This window comes from Herbidospora mongoliensis, from assembly GCF_001570545.1.
GTDB lineage: Bacteria > Actinomycetota > Actinomycetes > Streptosporangiales > Streptosporangiaceae > Herbidospora > Herbidospora mongoliensis.
Map to the genome: position 1 here is coordinate 61,071 of NZ_BBXD01000023.1, position 25,903 is coordinate 86,973.

28 protein-coding genes are annotated in these 25,903 nt (G+C 70.1%); 18 read left to right on the forward strand and 10 right to left on the reverse strand.

Going from position 1 to position 25,903, the window contains the following annotated elements; translation table 11 throughout:
• Position 1 precedes the first annotated feature (1 nt).
• The 3 genes from AW272_RS33650 (at position 2) to AW272_RS33660 (ending at position 2,290) form a co-directional block, all read left to right on the forward strand.
• Positions 2-1,384: a sensor histidine kinase gene (locus AW272_RS33650; protein ID WP_066373730.1), complete on the forward strand. Its 1,383-nt coding sequence runs from the start codon at positions 2-4 to the stop codon at positions 1,382-1,384.
• 268 nt (positions 1,385-1,652) lie between these two features.
• Complete coding sequence (locus AW272_RS33655) at positions 1,653-1,877, forward strand: FitA-like ribbon-helix-helix domain-containing protein (protein ID WP_066373731.1); 225 nt, start codon at positions 1,653-1,655, stop codon at positions 1,875-1,877.
• A 5-nt stretch (positions 1,878-1,882) separates the two neighbouring features.
• Positions 1,883-2,290 (forward strand): type II toxin-antitoxin system VapC family toxin, encoded by a 408-nt coding sequence (locus tag AW272_RS33660; protein WP_245657875.1) that lies wholly within the window; start codon positions 1,883-1,885, stop codon positions 2,288-2,290.
• Here AW272_RS33660 and AW272_RS33665 read toward each other — a convergent pair.
• Positions 2,287-3,852, reverse strand: coding sequence for an HlyD family efflux transporter periplasmic adaptor subunit (locus tag AW272_RS33665; RefSeq protein ID WP_066373734.1), 1,566 nt, complete (start codon positions 3,850-3,852; stop codon positions 2,287-2,289). The two genes, AW272_RS33660 and AW272_RS33665, sit on opposite strands and share 4 nt — an antisense overlap.
• 132 nt (positions 3,853-3,984) lie before the next feature.
• Between AW272_RS33665 and AW272_RS33670 the strand changes: the two genes are divergently transcribed.
• From AW272_RS33670 to AW272_RS33710, 9 genes are all read left to right on the forward strand, one after another.
• Positions 3,985-5,058, forward strand: a complete 1,074-nt coding sequence (locus AW272_RS33670; RefSeq protein ID WP_066373735.1) for an efflux RND transporter periplasmic adaptor subunit — start codon at positions 3,985-3,987, stop codon at positions 5,056-5,058.
• Entirely contained in the window at positions 5,055-5,783 is a 729-nt protein-coding gene (locus AW272_RS33675; protein ID WP_066373736.1) for an ABC transporter ATP-binding protein, read from the forward strand. Before AW272_RS33670 ends, AW272_RS33675 begins: the two co-directional genes overlap by 4 nt.
• Positions 5,780-7,024, forward strand: coding sequence for an ABC transporter permease (locus tag AW272_RS33680; protein WP_066373737.1), 1,245 nt, complete (start codon positions 5,780-5,782; stop codon positions 7,022-7,024). Before AW272_RS33675 ends, AW272_RS33680 begins: the two co-directional genes overlap by 4 nt.
• A 10-nt stretch (positions 7,025-7,034) precedes the next feature.
• Positions 7,035-7,547 (forward strand): hypothetical protein, encoded by a 513-nt coding sequence (locus tag AW272_RS33685; protein ID WP_157518999.1) that lies wholly within the window; start codon positions 7,035-7,037, stop codon positions 7,545-7,547.
• Entirely contained in the window at positions 7,544-8,230 is a 687-nt protein-coding gene (locus AW272_RS33690) for a response regulator transcription factor (protein WP_066373739.1), read from the forward strand. The genes AW272_RS33685 and AW272_RS33690 overlap by 4 nt, the downstream gene beginning before the upstream one ends.
• Positions 8,227-9,657: a sensor histidine kinase gene (locus tag AW272_RS33695; protein ID WP_066373740.1), complete on the forward strand. Its 1,431-nt coding sequence runs from the start codon at positions 8,227-8,229 to the stop codon at positions 9,655-9,657. Before AW272_RS33690 ends, AW272_RS33695 begins: the two co-directional genes overlap by 4 nt.
• 39 nt (positions 9,658-9,696) lie before the next feature.
• Entirely contained in the window at positions 9,697-10,227 is a 531-nt protein-coding gene (locus tag AW272_RS33700) for a hypothetical protein (RefSeq protein WP_157519001.1), read from the forward strand.
• A gap of 64 nt (positions 10,228-10,291) precedes the next feature.
• Complete coding sequence (locus AW272_RS33705; protein ID WP_066373742.1) at positions 10,292-12,010, forward strand: P-loop NTPase family protein; 1,719 nt, start codon at positions 10,292-10,294, stop codon at positions 12,008-12,010.
• Positions 12,007-13,593: a GTPase gene (locus AW272_RS33710; RefSeq protein ID WP_066373744.1), complete on the forward strand. Its 1,587-nt coding sequence runs from the start codon at positions 12,007-12,009 to the stop codon at positions 13,591-13,593. Before AW272_RS33705 ends, AW272_RS33710 begins: the two co-directional genes overlap by 4 nt.
• An 83-nt stretch (positions 13,594-13,676) precedes the next feature.
• On the opposite strand, the gene AW272_RS33715 is transcribed toward AW272_RS33710, so the two are convergent.
• The 7 genes from AW272_RS33715 to AW272_RS33745 are packed head-to-tail and all read right to left on the reverse strand — an operon-like array spanning position 13,677 to position 20,014.
• Positions 13,677-14,744, reverse strand: a complete 1,068-nt coding sequence (locus AW272_RS33715; RefSeq protein ID WP_066373745.1) for an SPFH domain-containing protein — start codon at positions 14,742-14,744, stop codon at positions 13,677-13,679.
• A gap of 4 nt (positions 14,745-14,748) precedes the next feature.
• On the reverse strand, positions 14,749-15,180 hold the full coding sequence (locus AW272_RS33720; RefSeq protein WP_066373747.1) for an NfeD family protein: 432 nt from the start codon (positions 15,178-15,180) through the stop codon (positions 14,749-14,751).
• 46 nt (positions 15,181-15,226) lie between these two features.
• Entirely contained in the window at positions 15,227-16,348 is a 1,122-nt protein-coding gene (locus AW272_RS33725) for a L,D-transpeptidase (protein WP_066373749.1), read from the reverse strand.
• Between the two features lie 10 nt (positions 16,349-16,358).
• Positions 16,359-17,441 carry a fumarylacetoacetate hydrolase family protein gene (locus AW272_RS33730; RefSeq protein ID WP_066373751.1) on the reverse strand — a complete coding sequence of 361 codons (1,083 nt, stop codon included), beginning with the start codon at positions 17,439-17,441 and terminating at the stop codon, positions 16,359-16,361.
• The gene (locus AW272_RS33735) at positions 17,438-18,187 is read right to left on the reverse strand and encodes a hypothetical protein (RefSeq protein ID WP_066373752.1); all 750 of its coding nucleotides are present in this window, start codon (positions 18,185-18,187) and stop codon (positions 17,438-17,440) included. The genes AW272_RS33730 and AW272_RS33735 overlap by 4 nt, the downstream gene beginning before the upstream one ends.
• Positions 18,184-19,341, reverse strand: a complete 1,158-nt coding sequence (locus AW272_RS33740; protein ID WP_066373754.1) for a homogentisate 1,2-dioxygenase — start codon at positions 19,339-19,341, stop codon at positions 18,184-18,186. The genes AW272_RS33735 and AW272_RS33740 overlap by 4 nt, the downstream gene beginning before the upstream one ends.
• A 37-nt stretch (positions 19,342-19,378) precedes the next feature.
• Positions 19,379-20,014, reverse strand: coding sequence for a helix-turn-helix domain-containing protein (locus AW272_RS33745; protein ID WP_066373755.1), 636 nt, complete (start codon positions 20,012-20,014; stop codon positions 19,379-19,381).
• Positions 20,015-20,032: 18 nt separating this feature from the next.
• Here AW272_RS33745 and AW272_RS33750 point away from each other — a divergent pair, with 18 nt between their 5' ends.
• Both AW272_RS33750 and AW272_RS33755 read left to right on the forward strand, forming a co-directional pair.
• Positions 20,033-21,130, forward strand: a complete 1,098-nt coding sequence (locus AW272_RS33750) for an NAD(P)/FAD-dependent oxidoreductase (protein WP_169807678.1) — start codon at positions 20,033-20,035, stop codon at positions 21,128-21,130.
• Positions 21,131-21,143: 13 nt separating this feature from the next.
• Positions 21,144-21,542, forward strand: a complete 399-nt coding sequence (locus AW272_RS33755; RefSeq protein ID WP_066373757.1) for a hypothetical protein — start codon at positions 21,144-21,146, stop codon at positions 21,540-21,542.
• Positions 21,543-21,698: 156 nt separating this feature from the next.
• Here AW272_RS33755 and AW272_RS33760 read toward each other — a convergent pair whose 3' ends face one another.
• Complete coding sequence (locus AW272_RS33760; RefSeq protein WP_066373759.1) at positions 21,699-21,905, reverse strand: EF-hand domain-containing protein; 207 nt, start codon at positions 21,903-21,905, stop codon at positions 21,699-21,701.
• 73 nt (positions 21,906-21,978) lie between these two features.
• On the opposite strand from AW272_RS33760, the gene AW272_RS33765 reads away from it, so the two are divergent.
• The 3 genes from AW272_RS33765 (at position 21,979) to AW272_RS33775 (ending at position 23,986) form a co-directional block, all read left to right on the forward strand.
• Positions 21,979-22,647 carry a response regulator gene (locus AW272_RS33765; RefSeq protein ID WP_066373761.1) on the forward strand — a complete coding sequence of 223 codons (669 nt, stop codon included), beginning with the start codon at positions 21,979-21,981 and terminating at the stop codon, positions 22,645-22,647.
• Positions 22,648-22,708: 61 nt separating this feature from the next.
• Positions 22,709-23,287 (forward strand): TetR/AcrR family transcriptional regulator, encoded by a 579-nt coding sequence (locus tag AW272_RS33770; protein WP_083958991.1) that lies wholly within the window; start codon positions 22,709-22,711, stop codon positions 23,285-23,287.
• 39 nt (positions 23,288-23,326) lie between these two features.
• Positions 23,327-23,986 carry a DUF998 domain-containing protein gene (locus tag AW272_RS33775; RefSeq protein WP_083958992.1) on the forward strand — a complete coding sequence of 220 codons (660 nt, stop codon included), beginning with the start codon at positions 23,327-23,329 and terminating at the stop codon, positions 23,984-23,986.
• Here the strand turns inward: AW272_RS33775 and AW272_RS33780 are convergent.
• Positions 23,980-24,912 (reverse strand): TetR/AcrR family transcriptional regulator C-terminal domain-containing protein, encoded by a 933-nt coding sequence (locus AW272_RS33780; RefSeq protein WP_066373766.1) that lies wholly within the window; start codon positions 24,910-24,912, stop codon positions 23,980-23,982. The genes AW272_RS33775 and AW272_RS33780 overlap by 7 nt on opposite strands.
• Positions 24,913-24,994: 82 nt before the next feature.
• On the opposite strand from AW272_RS33780, the gene AW272_RS33785 reads away from it, so the two are divergent.
• Positions 24,995-25,822: an alpha/beta fold hydrolase gene (locus AW272_RS33785; protein ID WP_066373768.1), complete on the forward strand. Its 828-nt coding sequence runs from the start codon at positions 24,995-24,997 to the stop codon at positions 25,820-25,822.
• Positions 25,823-25,903 lie beyond the last annotated feature (81 nt).

Below are 25,903 nucleotides of genomic sequence, written 5' to 3' on the forward strand. Positions count from 1 at the left end.
GATGAGCAGGGTGTCGCTGCGTACGAAGCTGATCGCGGCGATGCTCGCCCTGGTGGCCTGGACCCTGCTGGTGATCGGCGCGGCCAGCGTCTCCCTTTTGCGCAGCTACCTGGTCGACCGCGTCGACGAACAGGTCACCAAGCTCAGCGACCAGACGGTCGCCAGGCTCGCCCACGGCGGTGACCTGACCTATTCGATGCAGCGACTGCCGCCGGAGGGACTGGTCCAGCTGGTCATGGCGGACGGCTCGCCCGGTCCGTCGGCCAGCGGTGAATCCGTGGTAAGCAAGCCGTCCCTGTCTGATCTGCCTGCCCCCGGGGAGCCGGTGACGCACGCGTCAGATGGGCTGTCGTGGCGGGTGAAGACAGCGGCGTTGCCGGGCGGGGGCACCTTGGTGACGGCCATCGCGCTCGGCGGCGTCACCCAGATCACGACCCGGCTGGGGATGATCGTCATCCTGGGCGGGGTCGTCGTGCTGTGCCTGGCGGCCGGGCTGGGGATCCTGCTGGTGCGGCGGAGCCTGCGTCCACTGGCGGAGATCGAACGGACGGCGGGCTCGATCGCGGCCGGCAACATGAGCAGCCGCATCCCCGATCGAGATCCACGCACCGAGGTCGGGCGGCTGGCCCACTCGCTGAACGGGATGCTCGCCCAGATCGAGCGCGCCTTCGACGACCGCTCCCGCTCGGAGGCCGCCGCGCGGGAGTCGGAGGAAAGGATGCGCCGCTTCGTCGCCGACGCGTCCCACGAACTGCGCACTCCTCTCACCTCCATCCGCGGGTACGCCGAATTCCACCGGCAGGCCCCGCAGTCCGACGTGACGCGGCTGATGCGGCGTATCGAGAGCGAGGCCGAGCGGATGAGCCTGCTCGTCGAGGACCTCCTGCTGCTCGCGCGTCTCGACCAGCAGCGGCCCTTGCAGTCGAAGCCGGTCGACCTGCTGGCCATCGCCGGGGATGCCGTGCAGGACGCGCGGATCCTCGCGCCCGGCCGGTCGATCTCGCTGGTGGTCGAGGGGACTACGGCGCCGATCGTGTCCGGGGACGAGGTTCGGTTGCGGCAGGTCGTGGGGAACCTGATGTCCAACGCGCTGGCCCACACGCCTGACGGGGTGCCGGTGACGGTGACCGTGGGGGCGGGCGGGGACGAGGCTTTCATCGAGGTCGCCGACAAGGGGCCCGGGATGACGGCCGACGAGGCGGAGCGGGTGTTCGAGCGCTTCTACCGCGCCGACCCGGCTCGGACCCACGACGAGTCGTCGGGGACCGGGCTCGGGCTGTCGATCGTGTCGTCCCTGGTCAAGGCCCATGGAGGGACGGTGACGGTGGAGACCTCGCCGGGGGTGGGGGCGGCTTTCCGGGTGGCGTTGCGATTGGAGCCGTGATTTTGTACAGGTGTGCCTGAACAGGACTTCGAGCTGGGATCCGGCCCTTTGACCAAGGTGGATGTGTGGCTGCGTGCGGGCAATGTCCGCGCTGCCCACGACCGCGTCGGAGCGGATGGGTTCTCCGCTTACGTGAACGCCGCTGTGGAACGTCAGCTCGAACGGCATCTGCTGGAAGAGACTCTCGCCGGACCAATTCCTTATGCCCCGCCAGACGAAAGCCGGCCATGAGACGTGATGCATGCATGATGCATGCTACTGTGCGGGAATGGGCATCATTCAGATCCGCGACGTTTCTGAGTCCACCGAACTCGCGTTGAAGGCGCGAGCCGAGCGTGAGGGCAAGTCGCTGGCTTCCTATCTTCGCGACGTCTTGGATGAGATGGTGGCGACCCCAACCCTCGACGAGGTCATGGCGAAGATCGCCACCGACGAACCCGTCCCATACGACCCTGAATTCGTCCGGGAGACGATGCGGGACGGCCGTCGTTGAGCCTGGTGGTCGATGCTTCGATCGTCTTCCGGTTGCTTGCGAACGTGAAAGGCGACGATCTTCTCCGGCAGCGGCTGAGCCGTCAGATGCATGCACCCGCCTTGATCGACGTGGAGATCGCATCGGTTGTGCGGGGGCACCTCATCACCAGTAAGCCGGAGGTGCGGATCTCCGCAGAACGAGCACAAATCATGCTGGAGCGGTTCGCCCAGTTGAAAATAGTCCGGCATCGAATGGCGCCACTCCAGCAGCGGGTCCTGGAGCTACGCAACAACCTCACCGCCTACGACGGCATGTATGTCGCGCTCGCCGAGTACCTGCAGGTGCCGTTGCTGACCGATGACGCCAAGTTCGCCGGTTCAACCGGGCACCGGGCAGAGATTCACCGCTATCCGTCCCCGGCCTCCATTTAGAGCCCGGGGAAGGTGCTGTCGGGGAACTCTCCGTTGAGGGCTGAGGCTCCGGGGAGTTCCACCTTTTCGCCTTCCGCGAGGCCGCCGGTGATCTCCACTGTGGTGTCGCTGCGAACGCCCGTCGTGACCTTGCGCTTCGCGCCGCCGGACAGGGTGACCATGTCGTTCTGGACGGCTCTGGCCGGGACGTAGACCACGCCAGGGGACTCGTCGGTGACGACCTGGACGGTGGCGGTCTGGCCCAGCAGGAGGCCCTCGGGCTGGTCGGCGAAGGAGATCGTGACGCCGTACTGGACGAGGCGGTCTGTCGTGGTGGACATGGGGTCGATGTGGGAGACCGTGCCCTCGTAGGTGCCGTCGACGGTGCCCAGGGTGATGGTGGCCTGCTGGCCGGTCTTCAGGGAGCCGATGTCCGACTGGGTGAACAGGGCCTTGACCTGGAGGTCGTTCAGGTCGCCCAGGCTGACGAAGGCACCCTCGGTGTAGGGGTCGCCTTCGACGCCGTTGATCTGCAGGACCGTACCGGCGGCGGGGGCCTTGATGACGACGCCCTTCAGGGCGTCCTTGGCGGCGGTCAGGTCGTTCTTGGCCCTGGTGAGGGCCGACTCGGCCTCCGCCTCGGTCATCTGGGGGCCACCGCCGCCCTGCGCGAACTGGGTGCCGCCGCCTTGGGGGCGCTGTTGCTGGGGCTGCTGACCCTGGTCGCAGTTCTGCTGCTGCGGCTGCTGTGAGGGGGCGGCAGTCGGGGCGGTGCCGGTCGGGGAGGGCGAGGGAGAAGGGGACGAGGACGGCTTGCCCGTGGGGTCGAGGTGGACTTCCGCCTCACCTTGTTGCCTCGGCTTCCAGGACGGCGAAGCCGACGGGGATGGGGTCGGGCTCGGGGGCTTATTGGTGATCTTGGTGAAGGAAACCGCCGCAGCCCGGATGCCCCTGCCAGTGCCGGTCGGAGTGGCCGACGGCGACAGGGAGGGAGACGGGGAGGGCGCGCTGGTGGGCGGCACCGACGGTTCGCTGCTTGGCTGGCCTGATGGCCTGGGGCTGGGCGACGGGCTGGGCGAGGCTGATGGCCGGCTGCTGGGCTCGCCGGTCGGCTGGCCGCCTGGCTGTGCGCTCGGTTGGCCGCCCGTGGGAGGGCAGCCCGCCTGGGACTGTCCCTGCGGCTGCTGGGTGGGGGCCGCATACGAGCCGCCCGTCGAGCCCGACCCCGAGATGTCGTCGAGCTGCTCTTCGGCCGCGTCCAGAGAAGCCTTGGCCGCGTTGTAGTTCTCCCGGGCGATCGTGTCGTCGATCCTGGCCAGCAGGTCGCCCTTGCGGACCTGGGCGCCGATCTTGACGTACACCCTCTTGACTGTTCCCGCCGTCGAGAAGGCCAGGTCGTGGATGCCGTCGTCGATGGTGTTGCCCGCCGCGGACGCGACCGAGGTCACGTCGCCTCGCTGGGCGGCGACGAGTTCCACGCTCGGGAGGGCCCGTGCGTCCTCTCTGGTCAGGATCACGCCGGTGGTCACCAAGACGACGGCGGCCAGGGTCAGGCCGCCGGCGCGTAGCCGGGTACGGGTCATGGTGAGCCATCCTGGTGAGTCCGCGTCATGCTCCGCTGAGGCGAAACTGCGAGTTACCTGTGTACCGCTTGACAGGAAACGTTCAGGGCCGGCGGAGGGCGTTCCCAACCTGACCCGGCAGTGTCCATCCCTGTGAAGTTGTCGACGAAGCGCAGAGCGCTGATCCTCAACGCCTCGCTGGGGGTGTTGCTGCTCGGCGGGGCCGGAGCGGCCTGGGGCTCCCTCGGGGGCGGCGGCGAGCCGGCGGAGTCGGGGAACGTGCTGACCACGACCGTCACCCGGGGGACCGTCGAATCGGCCGTCACCGCGTCGGGGGCGGTGGAGAGCTCCCGCAGCCGGTCGCTGGGTTTCGCGACCCAGGGGACCGTCGACTCGATCGCGGTCGAACCGGGGCAGAAGGTGAAGAAGGGGCAGGTGCTCGCGCGGCTCGACGACGAGAGCGCGCAGGAGGGCGTCGACGCGGCCAAGGCCGGTCTCGACGCCGCCGAAGACGGCGACACCGACACGGCTTCGGGCTATTCGCAGTACGTCTCCGCGAAGAACGCCTACCAGGCCGCGAAGCGGACCCTCGCCGGCACCGTCATCAAGGCCCCGTTCGCGGGGACCGTCACGGCGGTCGGCGGGACGGTCGGCGGGCCCTCCCAAGTCCAGGAGGGCGGCTTCGTCGACATCGTCGACCCGAAGAAGCTACAGATCGTCGGGAACTTCACCGAGTCCGACGTGACCAAATTGAAGGTCGGCCAGGAGGCCTCGATCACCTTCGACGCGATTCCCGGGGTCACGGCCGCCGGGGAGGTCGCGCTGATCGGGGCGCAGCCGCAGACGGAGAACAACGTCGTGAACTACGCGGCCACGATCGAGCTGACCGACATCCCCGAACAGGTCAGGCTCGGGCAGACGGCGTCGGTGAGCGTCGTGATCGAGCGGGCCGAGAACGTGCTGACGCTGCCCTCCGCGGTGATCACCACGGCCGGTGGGCGGAGCACGGTGACCGTGCTGGCGGACGGCAAGCAGAACGTGAAGGCCATCGAGACCGGGGTCAAGGGGACCACCGGCACCGAGATCGTCTCGGGCCTCGACGAAGGCGACCGGGTCGTCCGTCCGGTGGCCTCGACGACCGGCCAGACCGGGGGCTTCCCCGGCTTCGGCGGTGGCGGCGGCATCCGCCCCGCCGGAGGCGGTTTCGGTGGGGGCGGACGGCAATGAGTCTTGTTCTGGACGTACGGGACGCCACGAAGGTCTACGGCGTGGGCGAGACGGCGGTGCACGCCCTGCGCGGGGTGTCTCTCCAGGTCGAGCCCGGTGACTACGTGGCGATCATGGGGGCCTCCGGCTCCGGCAAGTCGACCCTGATGAACATCATCGGCTGCCTCGACGTCCCCAGCGCCGGGGGGTTCCACCTCGACGGGGTGGACGTCGGCGGGCTCGACGACCGGCAGCAGGCGGTGGTCCGCAACCGCAAGATCGGGTTCGTCTTCCAGTCGTTCAACCTGATCCCGCGCATGAGCGCCCTGATGAACGTCGAACTGCCGCTCGCCTACGGCGGGGTCAAGCCGGCCGAGCGGCGACGGCGGGCGCTGGCCTCCCTCGAACTGGTCGGCCTGGCCGACCGGGTGAACCACCAGCCGAACGAGCTGAGCGGCGGCCAGCAGCAGCGCGTCGCCATCGCCCGCGCGCTGGTCAACTCGCCGACCCTGCTGCTCGCCGACGAGCCGACCGGCGCGCTCGACAGCACCTCCACCCTGGACGTGCTGGGCATCTTCGACCGGTTGTCGGCGGCGGGCCGCACGATCGTCGTCATCACCCACGAACCCGATGTCGCCGAGCACGCCAAGCGGGTGGTCCGGCTGCGGGACGGGCGGATCATCGAGGACACCCGGCTCGCCCCCGTGGACGGCCTGCCGCCGCGGCTCAAGGAGGTGACCGCGTGAGCGCGATCGAGATCGTGCGGTTCGCCATCCGGGGGCTGGCGGCCAACAAGATGCGCTCCGCGCTGACCACGCTCGGCATCCTGATCGGGGTCGCGGCGGTGATCCTGCTGGTCGCGGTCGGCGAGGGCTCCTCGCAGTCGATCCAGAAGAACATCGCGCAGCTCGGCGCCAACACGCTGACGGTCAGTGCCTCGACACAGGGCGGCGGCCGGTTCGGGGGTCAGCAGCAGCAGAGCAGCGGGCCGCGCACCCAGGCCAAGGCGCTGACCGTGGACGACGCCAGGGCGCTCGCCGACAAGGCCGCCGCGCCGAACGTGACCTCGGTGTCGCCGGTCGTGTCGGCGAACTCGCAGACGGCGTCGTACGAAGGGGCATCCCACACGATCTCGCAGGTGGTCGGCACCTACCCGAGCTACTTCGAGGCCTCTAACAAGCCCGTCGCCAAGGGCGCCTACTTCTTCAACGACGACGTGCTGGCCGCCCGCAAGGTCATCGTCATCGGGCAGACCGTGGCCGAGAACCTGTTCGGCGCGGTCGACCCGGTCGGCAAGCAGATCACCATCACCGGCGTGCCGTTCACGGTCGTCGGGGTGCTGAAGGAGGCTGGGTCGAGCAGCGGGTTCCAGGACGCCGACGACGTCGCCATCGCGCCGCTGCCCTCGGTGCAGCAGAGCCTCACCGGGTTCGGGCCGCTCAACCAGATCCTCGTGAAGGCCGCGTCGGCCGACGACGTGGACGCCGCGCAGGCCGAGATCACCTCGGTGCTCGACCAGCGGCACGGCATCGGCGGCGCGGTCTCGGCCGACTACCAGATCCTCAACCAGGCCACCCTCCAGGAGACGGTCAGCGCCGCGACCTCGACGTTCACGGTCCTGCTGGCGGCGGTGGCGGCGATCAGCCTGCTGGTCGGCGGGATCGGGATCACCAACATCATGCTGGTCACGGTCACCGAACGGACCCGGGAGATCGGCATCCGCAAGGCCATCGGGGCCCCGCGCGGCGCGATCCTCGGCCAGTTCCTGGTCGAGGCGACGCTGCTGAGTCTCATCGGCGGCCTGCTCGGGGTCGCCATCGCGGTCGTCGGCGCCCAGTTCACGATCGCCGGCATCACCCCGGTCGTGGTGCCGAGCTCGGTCGTGCTGGCGCTGGGCGTCTCGGTGGCCATCGGGCTGTTCTTCGGCAGCTATCCCGCCAACCGCGCCGCCAAGCTGCGGCCGATCGAAGCCCTGCGCTTCGAGTAAAGGAGTCACGGTGCCCAGGCGCATGTCCGCCGACGAGCTGCTGGAGACCTCCCCGTTCCGGGGCGAGCTCACCGAGGAGCTCACCGCGCGCCCGAAGCGGGCGAAGCTCCCCCGACTGACCGTGTTCCTGGCCGCCGGAGTGCTCCTGGTGGCCGGGATCCTGGTCGGCATCCAGGCCCAGAAGGCATTCGGGGAGCCGACGACGCCGGCGTTCCCGAACATCGCCCGGGGCGGGTTCACGTCTCAGGGCGGTCAGGGAAGCGGGTCCGGCTTTGCCGGAACGGTCGGTACCGTCAAATTGGTCGACGGGGCCAAAATCTACGTCGCCGGCGCCGACGGGAGCACCACCGTCGTCACCACGGGCGAGAAGACCGAAGTGAGGTTGTCGAAAGAGGGCAAGGTGGCGGACCTCAAGCCCGGGGCGGCGGTCGTCGTCCAGGGCGAGAAGGACGCCGACGGCAATGTGGCGGCCACCAGCGTGACCGAGGGCGGTGGCGTGCCGAGAATGCGAGCGAACCAATGAGTGAGGCCAGGCTCCTGGTCGTCGACGACGAACCGAACATCAGGGAGCTGCTGTCGACCAGCCTCCGCTACGCCGGGTTCGAGGTCATCACCGCGGCCGACGGCAAAGAGGCGGTCGCGGCCGCCGAACGCTTCAGACCCGACCTGATGGTCTTGGACGTCATGCTCCCCGACATGGACGGCCTGTCCGTCGCCACCCGCCTCCGGTCCGCCGGACGGCGGGTTCCGGTCGTTTTCCTGACCGCCCGCCAGTCCCACGACGACAAGATCGCGGGCCTTGCCCTCGGCGACGACTACGTCACCAAGCCCTTCTCCCTCGACGAGGTGCTGGCCCGCATCCGGGCCGTGCTGCGCAGGGCCGGGGCCGCCGATCCGGCGCCCGCCCGGCTGCGGGTCGCCGATCTGGAGATGGACGAGGACGCCCACCAGGTCTGGCGCTCCGGCCGCCAGGTGAGGCTGTCGCCGACGGAGTTCAAGCTGCTCCACTACTTCATGGTCAACCAGGGCCGGGTGCTGTCGAAGGCGCAGATCCTCGACCACGTCTGGCGCTACGACTTCGGCGGCGACCGGAACGTCGTCGAGTCGTACGTGTCGTACCTGCGCAAGAAGATCGACACCCGCGACCCGAAACTGATCCACACCCTGCGCGGCGTCGGCTACGTGCTGCGTGCCCCACGCAGATGAGGCGCGTGCCGCTCTGGGCCAGGCTGGTGGCCGGGACGCTCGTCCTGGTCACCCTGGCGATCACGCTGACCGGCGTGTTCGCGGTCCGGCTGCTGCGCGGCTACCTGGTGGGCCGCATCGACCAGCAGCTCACCGCCGCCGCGCCGCCGCTGCGGGATCTCCCTCAACCGGATCGGCCCCGGTCGGGGCAGCGGCTGCCGGGCCTGTTCCACGTGCTGATCCTCGACGCCGACGGCAACGTGGCCTTCCAGATAGCGGCCTCGACCACTGCGGAGCAGCCGCATCTGGTCGGCCTCGACCAGGCCGCCGTCAAGACGCTCGCCGGGCGCCCCTTCACCGTCGGATCGATCGGCGGGACGGGTCCGGAATGGCGAGTCGTGGCCGTGCCCACCCCAGATGGGCGCAGCCGCGTGGTGGCGGTCAGCATGGGCGACATCGACCACACGGTCGCCCGGCTGACCGCCATCGTGGCGGGCGTGGGCGCGGGCGTGCTGATCATGCTGGGGCTCGCCTGCTATCTGCTGGTACGCCGCAGCCTGCGCCCCCTCGGTGAGATCGAGCACACCGCCGCGGCCATCGCCGAGGGGGACCTCTCCCAGCGGGTGCCCGAACAGCCCCGCAGCACCGAGATGGGCCGTCTCGGCGGCGCGATCAACGGCATGCTGCACCAGATCGAGCTGGCCTTCCGCGACCGGGAGCAGTCCGAGGCGGCGGCCCGCGCGTCGGCCGCCGAGGCGCGCGGCTCGGAGGAGAAGATGCGCCGTTTCGTGGCCGACGCCTCCCATGAGCTGCGCACCCCGCTGACCTCGATCAGGGGCTTCGCCGAGCTCTACCGCCAGGAGGCCGACCCCGACACCGAGAAGCTGATGGGCCGCATCGAGGGCGAGGCCTCCCGGATGGGCGTCCTGGTCGACGACCTGCTCCTGCTCGCCCGCCTCGACCAGCAGCGCCCGCTCGAACTGGAGCCGGTCGACGTGCTCAGCCTGGCGGCGGGGGAGGTCCTCGACGCCCGTCTCCTGGCTCCGGAGCGCGAGATCGATCTTGTACGACTCGACGACTCCGAAGACGCTCTCATGATCATCGGAGACGAGGCCCGGCTGCGGCAGGTCCTCGGCAACCTGGTGGGCAACGTGCTCAAACACACCCCGGAGGGTTCGGGCTTCACCGTCGCGGTGGGCTCGTCGGTCTCGGGCGTCGTGATCGAGGTCGCCGACGAGGGCCCCGGGCTGCGCGATCCCGAGCGGGTCTTCGAGCGCTTCTACCGCGACGACCCTTCTCGCAGCCGGGGGGCCAGGAAGGGCGGCGCGGGACTTGGCCTGTCGATCGCGGCGGCCCTGGTCGACGCGCACGGCGGCACGATCAGCGCGTCCAACGGGACGAAGGGCGCGATCTTCCGCGTGGAGTTGCCAGCATCCTCACAGGAGTAGTTCAAGGGGCTCATATGCCCGCAGACTTCGATGGGTGACGTGCAGAAGACCGTCTTCGCCGCCATGACGGCGGCCCTTCTCCTGACCCTGACCGCCTGCGGCGGCGACGCCGAGGCGACCGGCGCCGCCCCTTCCGCCGCCGCTTCGGGCGCGCCGGGCGACCGCGCCGCCCTGACCGAATGCCTCAAGGAGCACGGCGTCACCTTGCCCGAAGGCGGTGGATGGGGCGGCAACCGCAACGGCGGCCAACCAGGCGAACGCCCATCGGGCCCGCCTGAGAGCCGCCCGTCGGGCGAGCCTCGGGTGCGGCCCTCCGGTTTCCCGTCCATGGACGACAAGACGCGCGAGGCCCTCCAGGCCTGCGGCGGCGGTCAGATGATGGGCGGTCGTGGCGGTGGTGGCATGGACGACTCGGCGCTGAACGCGTTTCGTACCTGCATGAAAGACAACGGCGCGGAGGTGCGGAGCTTCCGCGACGTCAACCGGGACGACCCGGCGATCAAGAAGGCCTTGGAGAAGTGCGGGCCGTTGCTGCCCTCCGGAGCGCCCTCAGCGCCACCCGCGTCGTAGACCTTTGCGGTGAGTTGGGGCGTGCGCCACGTTGCGCACGCCCTTTTGAGGGAAGTCGGACGGTATGTCCGAAGACGGGTTGGCGACGGCTCTCCAAAGCCTGCGTGCGCAACTCGGCCGCGACCTGTTCCCGCTCGCCATCGGGAATGTCGACGCCGACCGCCACGCCCAGAAAGAACTCACCGGCCAACTCGACGATTACCTGCTCCCTCGCCTGGCCGCCATCGACGCGCCTCTCCTGGCCGTCGTCGGCGGTTCGACCGGCGCGGGCAAATCCACCCTGGTCAACTCGCTCGTCCAGGACGACGTCACCGCCCCGGGCGTGCTGCGTCCGACGACCCTGGCCCCGACCCTCGTGGCCAGCACGGAAGACGCGGCCTGGTTCACCTCCGCGCACATATTTCCGGGCATGCCCCGCTCGACCGGCGACGGCCAGCCCGGCACCCTCAAGATCGTCACCTCGCCGCTGATCCAGCCCGGCCTGGCCCTGCTGGACGCCCCCGACATCGACTCGGTGGTCACCGCCAACCGCGAACTCGCCGCCCAGCTCCTCGCCGCCGCCGACCTCTGGCTGTTCGTGACGACCGCCAGCCGGTACGCCGACGAGGTCCCCTGGGGCTTCCTGCGCATCGCCAGCGAACGCAGCACCGCCATGGCGGTGATCCTCCAGCGAGTCCCCGAGGAGGCCCGCATCCCGGTCGCCGCCGACCTGCGCCGCCTGCTCAAGGAGAACGGCCTGGCCGACACCCCGCTGTTCGAGATCCCGGAACTCCCGCTCCCCAGCGAACGCGCCCGCCTCCCCGAGATCGCGGTCCGCCCGATCAAGAAGTGGCTCGACGGCCTGTCCGCCGACCACGAGGCCCGCGCCGACGTGGTCCGCCGGACCTTGAGCGGCGCCCTCGACAGCCTGTCCGTCCGGGTCCCGGCCCTGGCCGAGGCGGCCGACCGGCAACTGCTGGGCGCGAACGAACTACGCGGTCTGGTCGAGAAGAGTTACGAGGTCGGCATGGCCGATTTCGACGAGGCCATGCGCGACGGCACGCTGCTGCGCGGCGAGGTGCTGGCCCGCTGGCAGGACTTCGTCGGCACCGGCGACCTCATGCGCTCCCTGGAGACCCGCGTCGGCTGGCTGCGCGACCAGATCGTGGCCGCCTTCACCGGCCGTCCGGCCCCTGACAAGAAGCTGAGGGTGGCCCTGGAGAGCGGCGTCGAATCGCTGATCAGGACCACCGCCGACGGCTCGGCGGAACGCGCCGTGGACGCGTGGCTCTCCACTCCACAGGGTCGTGACCTGCTCGAACGTACCGGAATCGAAACCGCGGGAAAACTCGGCCGAGTCTCCCCGAACCTGCCACCGAAGGCCGCCGCGGCGGTCCGCGACTGGCAGGGTTATGTACTGGAGCTCGTCCGCAACGAGGGCGCCGACAAACGCAGCATGGCCAGGGCGGCCTCCTTCGGCGTGAACGGCCTGGGCCTGCTGATCATGCTGACCGTCTTCGCCTCCACGGGCGGCCTGACCGGCATCGAGATCGGCGTCGCGGGTGGCACGACCGTCCTCAGCCAGAAGCTCCTGGAGGCGGTCTTCGGCGACCAGGCGGTCCGCCGCCTCACCGACGCCGCCCGCGCCAACCTGCGCCAACGGGTCAGAAACCTGTTCGACGAGGAGGCAGGGCGCTTCTCCGTCCTCCTGGAAGGCATGGAGACCACCGACACCCACGCCCTGCGAGCCGCCGCCGACGCCGTCGAACAGCGCAAACGCGACATCCCCGGCGGTGCCGCGTGAAGCTCCTGCGCCGCCGTTCCCGCGTCTCCCTGGACGACCGCCTCAAAGCCCTGGGAGCCGCCGCCGACCTGGCCGAGGGCCGCGTGGCCGGGGAACCGGTCGAACGCGCCCACGCGGTGGTCGCCCGAGCCGGGGCCAGAGCGGGCCTGTCGGTCGACCACACGGTCGTCGCCCTGGCCGGCGCGACCGGCAGCGGCAAGTCCTCCCTGTTCAACGCCCTGGCCGGGACGAAGGTCGCCACCGTCGGGGTCACCCGCCCGACCACCTCGAAAGCCCAGGGCGCCCTGTGGTCCCCCGAGGGCTCGGGCCCGCTGCTCGACTGGCTCGACGTCCCCACCAGACATGTCGTCCACTCCGACGAACTGGCCGGGCTGATCCTGCTCGACCTGCCCGACCACGACAGCATCGAGCTCTCCCACCGGCTGGAAGTCGACCGCCTGGTCGCCGTCGTCGACCAGCTCGTGTGGGTCATGGACCCCCAGAAGTACGCCGACGCCGCCATCCACGAGCGCTACCTGCAACCGCTGGCCCGGCACGCCGACGTGACCATGGTCGTTCTGAACCAGGTCGACCGCCTGCCGGAGAACGCGGTCCGCAGATGCATGGACGACCTGCGCCGCCTCCTGGCCGCCGACGGCCTGCGAGACGTGCCGATCCTGCCCGTGTCGACGGTGACGGGCCAGGGCGTACCGGAACTGAAGAACCTCCTGGCCGAACTGGTCGACCGGCGACAGGCGTGGTCGTCGAGGCTGGAGGCCGACACCGCCGGCGCGGCGGATCACCTGATCGCCGCCTCCGGCGGCCTACCGGTTTCCGAGCTGCGCACCCCCGACCATGAGGCCCTCGACGAGGCCCTGTCCGAAGCGGCCGGAGTCCCCTTGGTCGTCAGGGCCGTCGCCAAGGCCCACCGGCACCGCGCGGTCGCCGCGATGGGCTGGCCGGTGACCCGCTGGCTGCGCCGCTTCCGCCCAGACCCGCTCCGCCGCCTGCACCTGCACCGCCCCACGGCGGGCCGCACCTCACTGCCGCAGGCACACGCGATCCAGGTCTCCCAGATGGACGCCGCCGTCCGCGCCGTCGGCCAGGAAGCGGCCGATGGCATCCCGGAACCCTGGGCCGCCTCCATCCGCCGCTCGGCCAGAGAACACCACGACCGCCTGGCCGACGCCCTCGACGGCGCGGTGGCCGGCAGCGACCTGGGCATGGAACGCCGCCCGCTGTGGTGGCGAACGGTGAACACCCTCCAGTGGCTGCTGTTCGTGACACTGCTGGCGGGTCTGGCCTGGCTCGTCGTTCTGTACGTGGTGGGCTTCCTGCAACTACCCCACCTCTACACCCCGACGGCCGGGGACGTCCCGTGGCCGACGACGTTGCTGGTCGGAGCGGCGATCGTCGGTGTGGCGGTGGCCCTGCTGACGAGAGGCCTGGCCTGGATCGGCAGCCGCAGGAAGGCCCGCAAGTCGGCCAAGGTCCTACGGCAGAACATCTCAGACACCGCCGACCGCATGGTCATCGCCCCGATCACCCACGAACAGACCCGATACGCCACATTCCTGGACCAGGCGAAGATGGCGCGCGACTGATCAGCTGCTAATTCTGGTCCGATTAACAGTTAATTAGCTGTCAACTTCGCCAGAATTAGCAGCTCGCCGGGTCCTGACGACAGCTAGGCCCGGTCCTTCGACTTCGTCAGGTCGGTCAGCGGATCCGGGATCGCCTGGCCCTTCTCGATCGAGCGGGGCAGGGAGTCGGCTTCCGCCTCCGCCTTGGCCTGGGCTGCCGCCGCCTCGGCCTCGCGCACCGCGTCCGCCCCGGCCGGCCGCTCGCGGGTGGGCTGCTCCCGGGTCGCCGCCGACTGCGGGAGCGCCTCGGTGAACGCCTTCGAGACACCTTGAAGGGCCGAAGTCACCTCTGACGGGATGACCCAGAACGTGTTCCCCGGGCCCGCCGCGAGCTGCGGCAGCATCTGCAGGTACTGGTAGGCCAGCAGCTTCGGGTCGGGGTCGTTCCGGTGCACGGCCTGGAAGACCTCGTCGATCGCCTGGGACTGGCCCTCGGCCTTGAGGATCTGGCTGGTGCGCTCACCCTCGGCCCGCAGGATCGCCGACTGCTTCTCGCCCTCGGCCGTCAGGATCTGCGACTGCCGGAAGCCTTCAGCGGTCAGGATGGCCGCTCGCTTGTCACGTTCGGCGCGCATCTGCTTCTCCATCGCCTCCTTGATGCTCTTGGGAGGGTCGATGGCCTTGATCTCCACCCGGTTGACCCGGATGCCCCACTTGCCGGTCGCCTCGTCGAGGACGCCCCGCAACTGGCTGTTGATGGTGTCCCGGCTGGTCAGGGTCTTCTCCAGGTCCATGCCGCCGACGACGTTACGCAACGTCGTCACGGTCAGCTGCTCGACGCCCTGGATGAAGTTGGCGATCTCGTATGCCGCCGCGCGCGGGTCGGTCACCTGGAAGTACAGGACGGTGTCGATGTCGACGACCAGGTTGTCTTCGGTGATGACGGGCTGAGGCTTGAAGCTGACGACCTGTTCGCGCAGGTCCATCAGGGGGCGCACCCGGTCGATGTACGGGATCACGAAGTTCAGGCCGGGATCCAGGGTGCGGCTGTAGCGGCCCAGGCGCTCGACGTTGGCGGCACGCGCCTGGGGGACGATCCTCAGCGTCCGGAACACGGTGACGACCGCGAACATCGCCACGATGATCAGGATGACGAGCAGGGCGACTTCCATATGGTCACTCCCGTGGATAGACGAGGGCTGTGGCGCCCTCGATCTCGAACACGTCGACGGTGGCGCCCACGGGGATGACGAGGGTCTCGTCATAGGCGCGGGCCGACCACTCCTCGCCGCCGATCTTGACGCGGCCGCCGCGGCCGGTGACCTCGTGGGTCACGTACGCGGGCTTGCCCACCAGGGCTGAGACGCCGAACTTGGCGGCGGGCGGTTGCTTGAGGTGCCGCAGGGCCAGGGGGCGCAGGCCGAGCAGGCCGCCGCCGGAGCTGAGGACGAAGATCAGAAGTTGCAGGCCCGGGGAGAACCCGAGGGCGGCGGAGCCCGCGGTCAGCAGGGCCGCGACCGAGATGATCCCCATCGCGGCGGTGAGCGTGAACAATTCGGCCACGCCAAGGGCCACCGCGAGGATCAACCATACGATCCACGAGTCCATGTGCACCGCCCTATCGATAGGGGGTTCCTACAGTCCAACCTACCCGTCAGGGAGCCAGCGCGCTGCCCGCCTTCCACTGGTTCCAGGGGAGTTGCCAGAATCCCCAGCCATTGGCTGGTTCGAGTGGTCTGTCCGTGCCGACGATCACCACCGGGTCGCCCCTCAGCGAGTTGTCGAAGAACCACTTCGCCTGGTCCGGACGGGCGTTCACGCAGCCGTGGCTGACGTTCAGCCGGCCCTGCGCCCACAGGTTGTCCTTGGCGTGGACGTATTCGCCGCTGTTGGAGATGCGGACGGCGTGGTCGATCATCAGGTCGTAGTATTCCGGGTCGCCGGGCTTGCGGCGGGGGGAGACCATGCGGACCTTCTCCTTCTTCTCCATCGTCAGGTGGACGCCGCTGGTCGTGGTGTATTCCCTGGTCGTGGCCGTGCCGGCGCTGATCGCCATGTCCTGGGCCGGGAGGCCGTCCTTTACTACGGTCATGCGGTGGGTTCGCGTGTCGATGAGGCTGCTCATGTTCCGGCCGATGACGAAGGTGGCCGAGGAGTCGGCGATGCCGTACACGCCGGGGGCGAAGCGCAGGCCCGCCAGGTGGGCGGTGAAGCGCACTTTCGTGCCGGGCTGCCAGTAGTAGCGCGGGCGCCAGACGGCCTGGGTGTCGGAGAACCAGTGCCACCCGCCTTCGACCGGGCGGTCGGGGACGACCTCCAGAGCACGTTCGACGGCGGCTCTGTCGGGAACCGCGAGGGGGAAGGTGACCACGATCGGCATGCCGACGCCCACCGTCTCGTCGGGGAGCGGGTCGATCTTGGGCGGGGTCGGCGGTGTGCTCGTCAGGGTGCGGAAGCGGCCGCTGATGCGGCGGTCGGTGGTGACGGCCGTGACGACGTGGTCGGCGCCGGGGCGCAGCGTCCACGACGAGCGCCATTCGCTGCGAGCCTGGTTGAACCTGCCGGGGACGGGGAGACCGGCGGCTGTCACGGTGACTGACTTCAACACGCCGCCGAAGCTCTTGATCGTCAGGCCTCGGTCGGGGACCGCCCGCTTCTCGCCCAGGGCGGGGGAGATCGCGACGCCGATGGGGGTGAGGGCGGTCACCGGGGAGCAACCGACAAGGGTGATCAGTGTCATGAACAGGGCCGTGAGCAGGCAGAGGAAGCGCGGCACCGCGCCGACGTTACCGAAGGGTAGCGGGCAGGATACGCCCGGTTACCTCCCCGAGGGACAGTCCTGACGGGGTCGTGGCCGTGATGGTGACCGTGTCGCCGTCTTCGAGGAACGACTGGCCGCTCTTGAGCGGCTGGGCGCCGTTCCAAGTGAGTTCGATGAGCGATCCGGGGTCGTCCACGCCGGAGACGGTGCCGCTGGCGTAGAGGTCGCCGGTGCGCAGCGGGGCGCCGTTGACGGTGATGTGGGCGAGCATCTGGTCGGGGGTCCAGTACATGTCCCGGTAGTTCGGGTTGCTGAGCGTCTCGCCGTTCAACGACACGTGAAGGCGGAGATCCAGGCCCCATTCGGCCTTCCGGCGCAGGTAGTCGAGCGGTTCCGGGTCCTGGGCGCGGCCCGGCACGCGGGCGTGGTCGAGGGCGTCGAGCGGGGTCACCCAGGCGGAGATCGACGTGGCGAACGACTTGCCGAGGAAGGGGCCGAGGGGGACGTACTCCCAGGCCTGGATGTCGCGGGCGCTCCAGTCGTTGACCAGCACGACCCCGAAGACGTGTTCCTCGAAGGAGCCCGTGCCGCCGGTGCCGACGACGTAGCCCACCTCGGCCTCGATGTCGAGCTTCAGCGACGGGCCGAACGACGGGCGCTGGCCGCAGGGGCGGCGGACCTGCGTACCGGAGACGACGACCGTGCCGGCCCGGCCGTGGTAGCCGACCGGGAGGTGCCGCCAGTTGGGCTTCAGCGGCTCCTCGTCCGGGCGGAACATGCGGCCCAGGTTGGAGGCGTGTTCGAGAGAGGCGTAGAAGTCGACGTAGTCGGCCACGTCGATCGGCAGGTGCAGCCGCACCCGGTCGAGCGGGATCAGGTGCTCGGCGCAGCGGTCGTCGGCGAGCAGATCCTGCACGCGGGCCCTGGTCGCCCGCCAGACGGCGCGGCCCCGGGCCATGAACGGGTTGAGCGTCGGTTCCAGGAACACGTCGTCGTGCAGCAGGGGCGCCAGATCCAGGACCTGGTCTTCCAGCCGCACTCCGATCCGGGGGTTCCCGCCGTCGACGGAGAACACGCCATACGGCAGGTTGTCGAGCCCGAAACTCACGCGTCTTCTCCGATCAGGCCGAGTTCTCGCAGGTCAGCGATGGGCTGGCCGGTGCTGCAGGAGCCATACGAGATCATGGTCGCCCTCGTGCTCACTGCCTCTTCCTCTGTTACGGCTACCGCCAGACGCACCAGCCGATCCGCGTCAGAGGTGGCCAGAATCGGCAGCGGGTCACCCTCGTGCAGTGCGGCGTGGGTGGCCAGCAGCAGGTTGAGGAACCCGTGACGCCAGACGCCGAGCGTGGCGTCGTAGTGCCGGACGGCGTGGTGCAGCCCGGCGGTCGCCTTGAACGGGATGCCGTTCCGCGTGCAGAAGGTGATGAACCTGGCCACCTCCTCGGGCGAGGGGAACGCCTCCCGGGTCAGCCCGCCACACCTGATCTTGAACCCGGCGCGGCCGTTCTCGGGATGCGGATGCGCGACGGCGTCGATCCCGTCGAGCTCGTCGGCGGTGACCTCGACGAACAGGCGCGCATCCGAAAGAGGAACGGGCTTGCCGAGCCGCACCTCGATGAGATCCACGTCTCCCGGGTCGACCTGGGGATCGTCCACGATCACCCCGATCCTCTCCGGCCGGGGCGCGGTGATCTCGTGCAGGCGGCTGGCCAGGCAGAGGAACCGATGGGTGAGCACCCTGCTTCCGGCCACGCGGTCGGCCTCGTGCCGGGCCAGCGCGTCGGCCATCGGCAGCGAGGTCGGCGGGAACAGCCCGGCGTCGTCGACGAGGTCCGCGAACAGCGGGTTCATCGGGCCCAGGTCCAGGCGTAGTCACCGTCTTCGCAGGCCAGCGCGCCCGGCCCGAGGTCGAGCGGCCGGAACGTGTCGATCATCACGGCCAGTTCGGTCGTCTGCGTCGCCCCGGACGCGATGACCGCCTCGACCGCGCCCGGCTGCGGCCCGTGGGTGAACCCGGCCGGGTGCAGCGACACCGACCCGACGTCGATGCCCGAACCGGCCCGCGCCGAGTAGTCGCCGCCGACGTAGAACATGAACTCGTCGGAGTCGACGTTGTGGTGGTTGTACGGGATCGGCACCGCGTCCGGATGGAAGTCGAGCGGCCGGGGGCAGAACGAGCAGATCACGAAGCCCGGCCCCTCGAACGTCTGGTGCACGGGCGGCGGCGCGTGGGTCCTCTTCACGATGGGCTCGAAGTCGCTGATGTTGAACACGTAGGGGTAGAGGCAGCCGTCCCAGCCCACCACGTCGAACGGGTGGTTCCGGTACGTCAGCCGGGTCAGCCCGCCCCGCGTCCTGACCAGGACCGGCACGTCCTCCCCTTCGACGATCAACGGCTCCGACGGCCCCCGGAGGTCGCGCTCGGAGTAGGGGGCGTGCTCGAGGAACTGGCCGAACTGGGACAGGTAGCGCTTGGGCGGCCGGATGTGCCCGGAGGCCTCGATCGTGAGCGCCTCCACGGGCCCGGACGGCACCCACCGGTGGATGGTCCCCGTCGGGATCACCACGTAGTCGCCCTCGCCGACCTCCATCGCGCCGTACATCGACTCGAACCTGGCCCGCCCCGACTTGATGTAGACGCACTCGTCGCCCATCGAGTCGCGGTAGAGCTCGCTCGCCCGGTCGGAGGCGGCGTAGCCGATCCGCACGTCGCCGTTGCCGGCCAGCAGCCGCCGCCCCGAGACGAGGTCGCCGTCGGGGGCGAGATCCTGCGTGCGGAAGTGGCGGGGTGACAGCGGCAGGTTGGGTTCCAGCGCGCTTTTAAAAGCATCCACGGCCTCGGCCTTGGTGATGGCCGTGGGCGCGTAGCGGTGGTAGAGCAGGGAGGCGTCCGAGGAGAAGCCCTCCTCGCCCATCAGCTCTTCGGCGTAGAGCCCGCCGTCCGGACGGCGGAACTGGACGTGGCGTTTACGGGGGACCTCTCCCACGCTGCGATAGTGCGGCATCGTCGCCTCCTGTACGCATACCGGACGTTGGCGTCCACTATACGTCAAGCGCCTCCCCGAGCTCCTTGGCGGCCTCCGACACGAGCGGCCCCGCGACCCTGACGTCGAGGTCGCCGAACGAGATGATCCCGACCGACGCCTCCAGCCACTCCAGCCCCGTGATCGGCGCGGCCACCCCGCGGGCTCCCTCCTGGAGCTGCCCCTCGGTGGCCTGGATACGCGGCTTCCCCTCGCGCAGCGACAGGATCGCCAGCCCGGCGGCGCCCTTCGACAGCGGATGACGGGATCCTGCCCGGTAGGCGACGTGGAGATTCGTCCACGACGGCTCGACCACCGCCATGGCCAGCCCCTCGCCCCCCTCGGCCACGGTCAGATGGGCGGTCGCCCCCGACGCCTCCGCCAGCCGCCGCAATGCCGGCACCGCCGCCGCCATCAGCAGCGGCTGCACCGCCTGGGCCAGCTTCACCACCCCGAACCCGAGCAGCACCCGGCCTGCCGCGTCCCGCCGCGCGAACCCCTCGTTCTGCAAAGACGCGACCAGCCGGTAGACCACGGGCCTGCTCACTCCGAGAGCGGCGGCCAGTTCGGTCGGCGTGAGTCCGTTGGGGGTCTCCGCGAGGAGACGGAGCAGCCTTAAACCGCGCTCAAGGGTCTGTGCCGACTCAACAGCCATGGGGTCGATTATGGGACGGTGCAGAAAGTGATTGTGGTGGGCGCCGGGATCTGGGGCGCGTCGCTGGCCCTCCGGCTGGCCGAATCGGGCCGTCAGGTGACCCTCGTCGAACGTCTCGCCGGCGATGACCCCCGCCGCGCCAGCGCCGGGGCGACCCGCCTGGTGCGGTCGGCCCACGGAACCTCGGAGTTCTACGCGCGGATGGCCTGGCAGGCGACCCGCGACTGGCTGGCCCTCAACGAGCGCGCGGGCGAGCAGATCTTCCTCCCCCAGGGCGTCATGTGGTTCGGCCGGGAGGCGGACGGCTGGGAGGCCCGCAGCGCCGAGGTCCTGAAAAATCTGGACATTCCTTGTACGTTGCTCGACCCCGCCGAGGCTGCCAGGTTCTACCCGGAGCTGCGCCACGACGACCTGGCCACGGTCCTCCACGAGCCGGAGGCCGGCGTGGTCCGGGCGCGCCGGGCCACCGAGGTGATCACCGGCCTGGCCCAGGACGCCGGGGTGACCCTGATCAGGGGCGCGGCCGGGCCCGCCGGGCGTCAGGTGGTGATCGACGGCGAGGCGATGACCGCCGACCAGGTCGTCTGGGCCTGCGGCGCCTGGCTGCCGGAGCTGTTCCCCGGCCTGCCGATCACGGTGACCCGCCAGGACACCACCCATTTCGCCGCCGGCTGGACCGGTGTCCCCGCGTTCTGCGACTACAGCGCCTCCGCCTACGGCCACGGCGACGTCGGCGGCCACGGCATGAAGATCACCAGTGACGTCGAGGGCGAGCCCGGGTTCGACCCCGACTCCGCGCGCGGCGACATCCTGCCTGCCAGCGAACAGCGCGCCCGCGACTACCTGGCCCGCCGCTTCCCCTCGCTGGCCGGGGTCCCGCTGGGCCTCACCCAGGTCTGTCAGTACGCCCTCACCCCCGACGGCGAATGGGTCATCACCGAGATCGAGGACGGCGTCTGGGTGCTGGGCGGCGACAGCGGCCACGGCGCGAAGCACGCCCCGGCCCTGGCGACCTACCTGACCTCGGTGTTGACCGGCGAGGCGGCCATCGACCCCCGGTTCGGCCTCCACCAGAGGGATAGCGTGCGCGGCCTGCGAACCAGCGGCGAGACGTGATCTACTGCCCGGCATGGGTGAATTCGGGGCGGCGGAGGAGATCGCGGTCGAAAAGGGTGCGCTCTCCGGAAAGGCGTCGGCCTTCGGCAAGATCGTGATGGCCCTGCTCGCGGCGGCGGTCCTGACGGCCTCGGCGGCTCCCGTGGCGACCGGCGTGCCCGGCATCTCCGGCGTGTCCGACACGACTCCGGGCCTGGAAGGCGCCACCCCCGTCGAGGCCCCGGCGGTCGATCTGGTCTGCGAAGGCGGCTGCCCCATCGGTGACGCGGGCGAGATGGGCGACGAGACGTCGCCGTTCCCCGAGGGTTATGTCGAAGAAGACCAGGAGTGCACCGGTGGCGGCTGCGCGGTCGACCCGGAGTCAGCGATCATGATCGATCCCCTCACGGGGAAGGTCGTCGAAGGCGAATAGGTTCGCTCGTGGCGTCGCGCGACCGGGAGCGGGTGGTCGGCGCCGGATGCGGCGAGGACCGGGGACGGCGGTCGGGGCCGTGGTGGGCGGAGCCGTAACGGAAGAAAAGCGTGAATGAGCCGGGGCGCGGGCGCCCCGGCCGCGTTCACTGATCGCCTAGCGGGACGACTCCAGCCAGGCGCCGAACTCCGACAGGTTGATGAGGCCGTCGCCGTCGCCGTCGACCTTGGCGATCACCGCGGCGGCGCCCGCCTCACCGAGGGGCTGCCCGAGCAGGTCGGCCAGCCGGGTCAGCTCTTCGGACGAGATGAGGCCGTCCCCGTCGGCGTCGACGAGGGCGAAGGTGGGAGCATATTCGCTCATGAAATCCTCCTCAGATACGCGATCAGCACCCTAGCGGGATATCACTGCCCAAGAGCGGCGTAGCCTCGCATTCATGACGCGGATCCTCGTCGTCGACGACGAGCCTCAGCTGTTGCGCGCGCTGCGGATCAACCTGGCGGCCCGCGAATACGACGTCGCCGTGGCCGCCGACGGCGCCGCGGCGCTGCGGCTGGCCGCCGACTGGCACCCTGACCTGGTCGTCCTCGACCTCGGCCTGCCCGATCTCGACGGCGTGGAGGTCATCCACGGGCTGCGCGGGTGGACCAAGGTGCCGATCATCGTGCTGTCGGGCCGGGCGGGCAGCACCGACAAGGTCGGCGCCCTCGACGCCGGCGCCGACGACTACATCACCAAGCCCTTCGGCATCGACGAACTGCTGGCCCGCATCCGCGCGGTGACCCGCCGCACCGCCACGACGGGCGCCGACCCGGCGGCGGTGAAGATCGGCGACCACGTGATCGACCTGTCCGACAAGACCATCTCCGGTGGTGTACGGCTGACGCCCACCGAATGGCACCTCCTGGAGATCCTGGTCCGCAACCCCGGCAAGCTCATCAGCCAGCGCCAGCTGCTGACCGAGGTGTGGGGCCCCGCCTATCTCAAGGAGACCCACTACCTGCGGCAGTACTTCGCCCAGCTCCGCCGGAAACTGGAGAGCGACCCGGCCCACCCGGTCCACCTGGTGACCGAACCGGGCATGGGCTACCGCTTCCAGCCTTAGTGGGTTGCATGTCGCGCATCGATTGCATGGACTGCAAAATGTGCGTAATGTGCAATGTGTGATGTCGGCTGAGGATCGTCGGAAGCGTCAGAAGGCGGCCAGGCGGCAGGCCATCAAGCTCGCCGCGGTGCGGCTGGCCCTCGACAGGGGGCTCGACGCGCTGACCGTCGAGGCGATCAGCGAGGCGGCCGACATCTCGCCGCGCACGTTCTTCAACTACTTCTCCGCCAAAGAGGACGCGCTCGTCATGGAGCCGTCGTGGACGGCGGAGGAGCTCGGCGCGCTGCTCGCGGCGCGTCCCCGTGATGAGCCGGCGGTCCGCTCCATGCGGGCCCTGGCGAAAGAGATCGCCGAGTCCTACGTTCCCGCGCGGGAGGAGATCGAGCTGTGGCGGCGGCATCCCGAGCTGCTGTCCCGCGCGCGGCCGGGAGATGAGGAGCGGATCTTCATGACCCTGTCGCTGGCCGTCGGAGAGCGGATGGGCGCCGACGCGATGCGCGACGTCTATCCCAGCGTGCTGGTCACGATGACGATCTCGACGATCCAGTGGGCGGTGCGCGCCTCCTGGGCGACCGATGGCGCCAGATCCGTCGACGCGCTCATCGACGAGGCGTTCGACCTGCTGGAACGCGGCCTCTAGTCCCTTCTCACCCCACACCCCTCAAGGGGGCGCTTCGCCATGCCACCAACAGCCGTGCCACAAACATGGGACACACGGACGGTCATCGGCGCGACCGCCTGGATCCTGACGCTGCAGTTCTTCGTCGCGCAGGTCGTGGCGCAGGTCGCGTCCGCGGCGCCGTACCACCCCTCCCTGCAGTTCGTCAGCGACCTCGGCAACACCGTGTGCGGGCCCTTCACCTACTACACCGACGGGCAGCCGGTCTTCGTCTGCTCGCCGCGGCACGACCTCATGAACGCGTCATTCGTCGCGTGCGGGGTGCTGCTCCTGCTCGGGTTGTTCCTGACCCGGTGGCCGGGTGGACGCGCGGCGCGCGTCCTGCTGGGGATCGCGGGGTTGGGCTGGATCCTCACCGGGCTGGCGCCGGAGAACGAGAGCCTGCTGGTCCACAGTCTCGGCAGCCTCGCTGTGATCGTCGGCGGCAACGCCGGAATGATCATGACCGGCCTGGCGACGCGACGGGTGCCGCGCCAGCGGGCCCGAGCGGTCTTCTCCCTGGTCATCGGCGCGGTGGGGACCGTCTCGACCCTTCTCTACCTCACCAACACCTTCCTCGGCCTGGGCCTCGGCACGATGGAACGCCTGGCGGGCTATCCCCTCCCCATCTGGACGATCGTGATGGGCGTGCTGCTCCTCACTCAGGAAAGGCGTCACTGAGGGGGCGTTTCTGCGCCCAGTGCGCGGTGGTGGGCGGCGATGCCGTCGAGGAGGCGCTGGAGGCCGTATTCGAAGACGGTGTCGAGGTCGAAGTCGAACTGTTCCCTGACGACGTGGCCGAGGCCCGGATGGTCGGCGGACGTCGCCCAGCGGCGCAGGTCACCGCCCCGCACGCGCATCCAGTCGTCGGCCGACATCCCGGTGTCCTCCTCGGCCCTGGCCTCCGCCAGCCGGACCAGGGCCATGCCGCGGACGTGGCCGAACAGGTTGATGTGCGTGCACAGCATGTCGTGGGCGGCGAAGCCCATCGCGTGCAGCGTGCCGAGAGACCATTCGGCGAGCGGCAGCACGTTGGGCATGAGCTGCGGGCGGCTCAGCGAGAAGATCTCGGCGGCCCAGGGGTGGCGGGAGAAGGTCGTCCAGAAGAGACGGGCGGCCGCCTCCAGACGGCGTCGCCACTCTCCCTGCGGGATCTCGGGCAGGCGGGTGCCCGCGAAGACGTGGTCGGCCATCCGCAGCGTCAGGTCGCCCCGGTTCGGGACGTGCCGGTAGAGGGCCATCGTGGACACCCCCAGCGCCACGGCGACCCGCCGCATCGTGACCAGGGGCAGCCCTTCGGCGTCGGCGATCTCGATCGCGGCCTCGACGATCTCGCGCTGCGCCAGCCCTGGGCGGCGCGCGCGGTCGCGGGGCGGTGCGGCGCGCGGGTCCTGCCGCCGCACCACGGTGCCGCTGCCGGGGACCGTCTCGACCAGGCCCCGCGCGCGCAGGGCGCCGATGACCTTGGTGGCGGTGGCCATCGCGACCCCCCGGTCGCGGACGATCTGCCTGGTCGACGGGGCCACCCCGCCTGCCGCCAGGCGACCGCTCCGGATGTCGTCGGCGATGTCGTCGGCGATGCGGAGGTAGAGCGGCCGGTCGGTCATCGGTCTCCAGGTGCACTAGTGCGCTGGCCGCACTGTACTACCTTCGATGCTTTGGAAAGACGGTTCTGCGTACGTTGTAAGCATGACTGACCCAGTGATCTCGGCTGATGGCACGCCGATCGAATACCTCACCGTGGGGCACGGGCCCCACGTCATCGTCGTCCCCGGCGCGCTCGCCGTGGCGGGCGACTTCGCCGCGTTCGCCGGGCTCCTGGCGGGCCGGCACACCGTGCACATCGTGCAGCGCCGCGGCCGGGGTGGCAGCGGGCCGCAGGGCCACCACTACGGCATCGCGCGGGAGTGCGAGGACGTCGAGGCGGTCCGCGCGAAGACCGGGGCACGGCTGATCTTCGGGCACAGCTTCGGCGGGCTGGTGGCCCTGCGGGCCGCGTGCGGCAACCCGGCCTATGACGCGGTGGCCGTCTACGAGCCCGGGGTGTCGGTCGACGGCTCGATCCCCTCCGACTGGATCGAGCGCGCCCGCCGCGAGGTCGCCGAGGGGGCGGACCTGGCGGCGTTCCTCACCTTCATCCGCGGGATCAACCCCGAGCGGACGGGACGGGTCCCCCGGTGGTACCTGAAGCTCGTCCTGCGGTTCGCGATCCCGCGCGCCGAGATGAGGTGGAAGCTCGCCCTCATGCCCCAGACGATCGGCGAACACGCCGAGGTGGCGCGTCTGGACCGCCACCTGGCCGACTACCGCGACATCGACGCGCCCACCCTGATCATGCGCGGCAGGGGCCGGTTCGCCGCCCTCGGCCGGCTGGCCGAGACGATCCCCCGCGCCGAGACGGCGACCTTTCCGGCACTCGACCACTTCGCCCCGGAGAAGAAGCCCGCCGACCTCGCTGACACAGTTCTGGGGTTCTTCGCGACGCACATCCGAACGGGCGCGCCGATCGAGGAGTGACTGGGTGAAAGCCCTGGAGCCGTGGCCTGGGATGGCCACGGCTCCAGGGTTCGCGGGCCGTTGTCAGGCGGCGCCGCGACG

Bases quoted from the DNA above. Each gene is read 5' to 3' on its own strand.
- AW272_RS33760 (WP_066373759.1), bottom strand. From the start codon at position 21,905: ATGAGCGAATATGCTCCCACCTTCGCCCTCGTCGACGCCGACGGGGAC.
- AW272_RS33765 (WP_066373761.1), top strand. From the start codon at position 21,979: ATGACGCGGATCCTCGTCGTCGACGACGAGCCTCAGCTGTTGCGCGCG.
- AW272_RS33665 (WP_066373734.1), bottom strand. From the start codon at position 3,852: ATGACCCGTACCCGGCTACGCGCCGGCGGCCTGACCCTGGCCGCCGTC.
- AW272_RS33755 (WP_066373757.1), top strand. From the start codon at position 21,144: ATGGGTGAATTCGGGGCGGCGGAGGAGATCGCGGTCGAAAAGGGTGCG.
- AW272_RS33675 (WP_066373736.1), top strand. From the start codon at position 5,055: ATGAGTCTTGTTCTGGACGTACGGGACGCCACGAAGGTCTACGGCGTG.
- AW272_RS33775 (WP_083958992.1), top strand. From the start codon at position 23,327: ATGCCACCAACAGCCGTGCCACAAACATGGGACACACGGACGGTCATC.
- AW272_RS33650 (WP_066373730.1), top strand. From the start codon at position 2: ATGAGCAGGGTGTCGCTGCGTACGAAGCTGATCGCGGCGATGCTCGCC.
- AW272_RS33780 (WP_066373766.1), bottom strand. From the start codon at position 24,912: ATGACCGACCGGCCGCTCTACCTCCGCATCGCCGACGACATCGCCGAC.
- AW272_RS33735 (WP_066373752.1), bottom strand. From the start codon at position 18,187: ATGAACCCGCTGTTCGCGGACCTCGTCGACGACGCCGGGCTGTTCCCG.
- AW272_RS33695 (WP_066373740.1), top strand. From the start codon at position 8,227: ATGAGGCGCGTGCCGCTCTGGGCCAGGCTGGTGGCCGGGACGCTCGTC.
- AW272_RS33740 (WP_066373754.1), bottom strand. From the start codon at position 19,341: ATGCCGCACTATCGCAGCGTGGGAGAGGTCCCCCGTAAACGCCACGTC.
- AW272_RS33690 (WP_066373739.1), top strand. From the start codon at position 7,544: ATGAGTGAGGCCAGGCTCCTGGTCGTCGACGACGAACCGAACATCAGG.
- AW272_RS33785 (WP_066373768.1), top strand. From the start codon at position 24,995: ATGACTGACCCAGTGATCTCGGCTGATGGCACGCCGATCGAATACCTC.
- AW272_RS33715 (WP_066373745.1), bottom strand. From the start codon at position 14,744: ATGGAAGTCGCCCTGCTCGTCATCCTGATCATCGTGGCGATGTTCGCG.
- AW272_RS33655 (WP_066373731.1), top strand. From the start codon at position 1,653: ATGGGCATCATTCAGATCCGCGACGTTTCTGAGTCCACCGAACTCGCG.
- AW272_RS33705 (WP_066373742.1), top strand. From the start codon at position 10,292: ATGTCCGAAGACGGGTTGGCGACGGCTCTCCAAAGCCTGCGTGCGCAA.
- AW272_RS33720 (WP_066373747.1), bottom strand. From the start codon at position 15,180: ATGGACTCGTGGATCGTATGGTTGATCCTCGCGGTGGCCCTTGGCGTG.
- AW272_RS33745 (WP_066373755.1), bottom strand. From the start codon at position 20,014: ATGGCTGTTGAGTCGGCACAGACCCTTGAGCGCGGTTTAAGGCTGCTC.
- AW272_RS33770 (WP_083958991.1), top strand. From the start codon at position 22,709: ATGTCGGCTGAGGATCGTCGGAAGCGTCAGAAGGCGGCCAGGCGGCAG.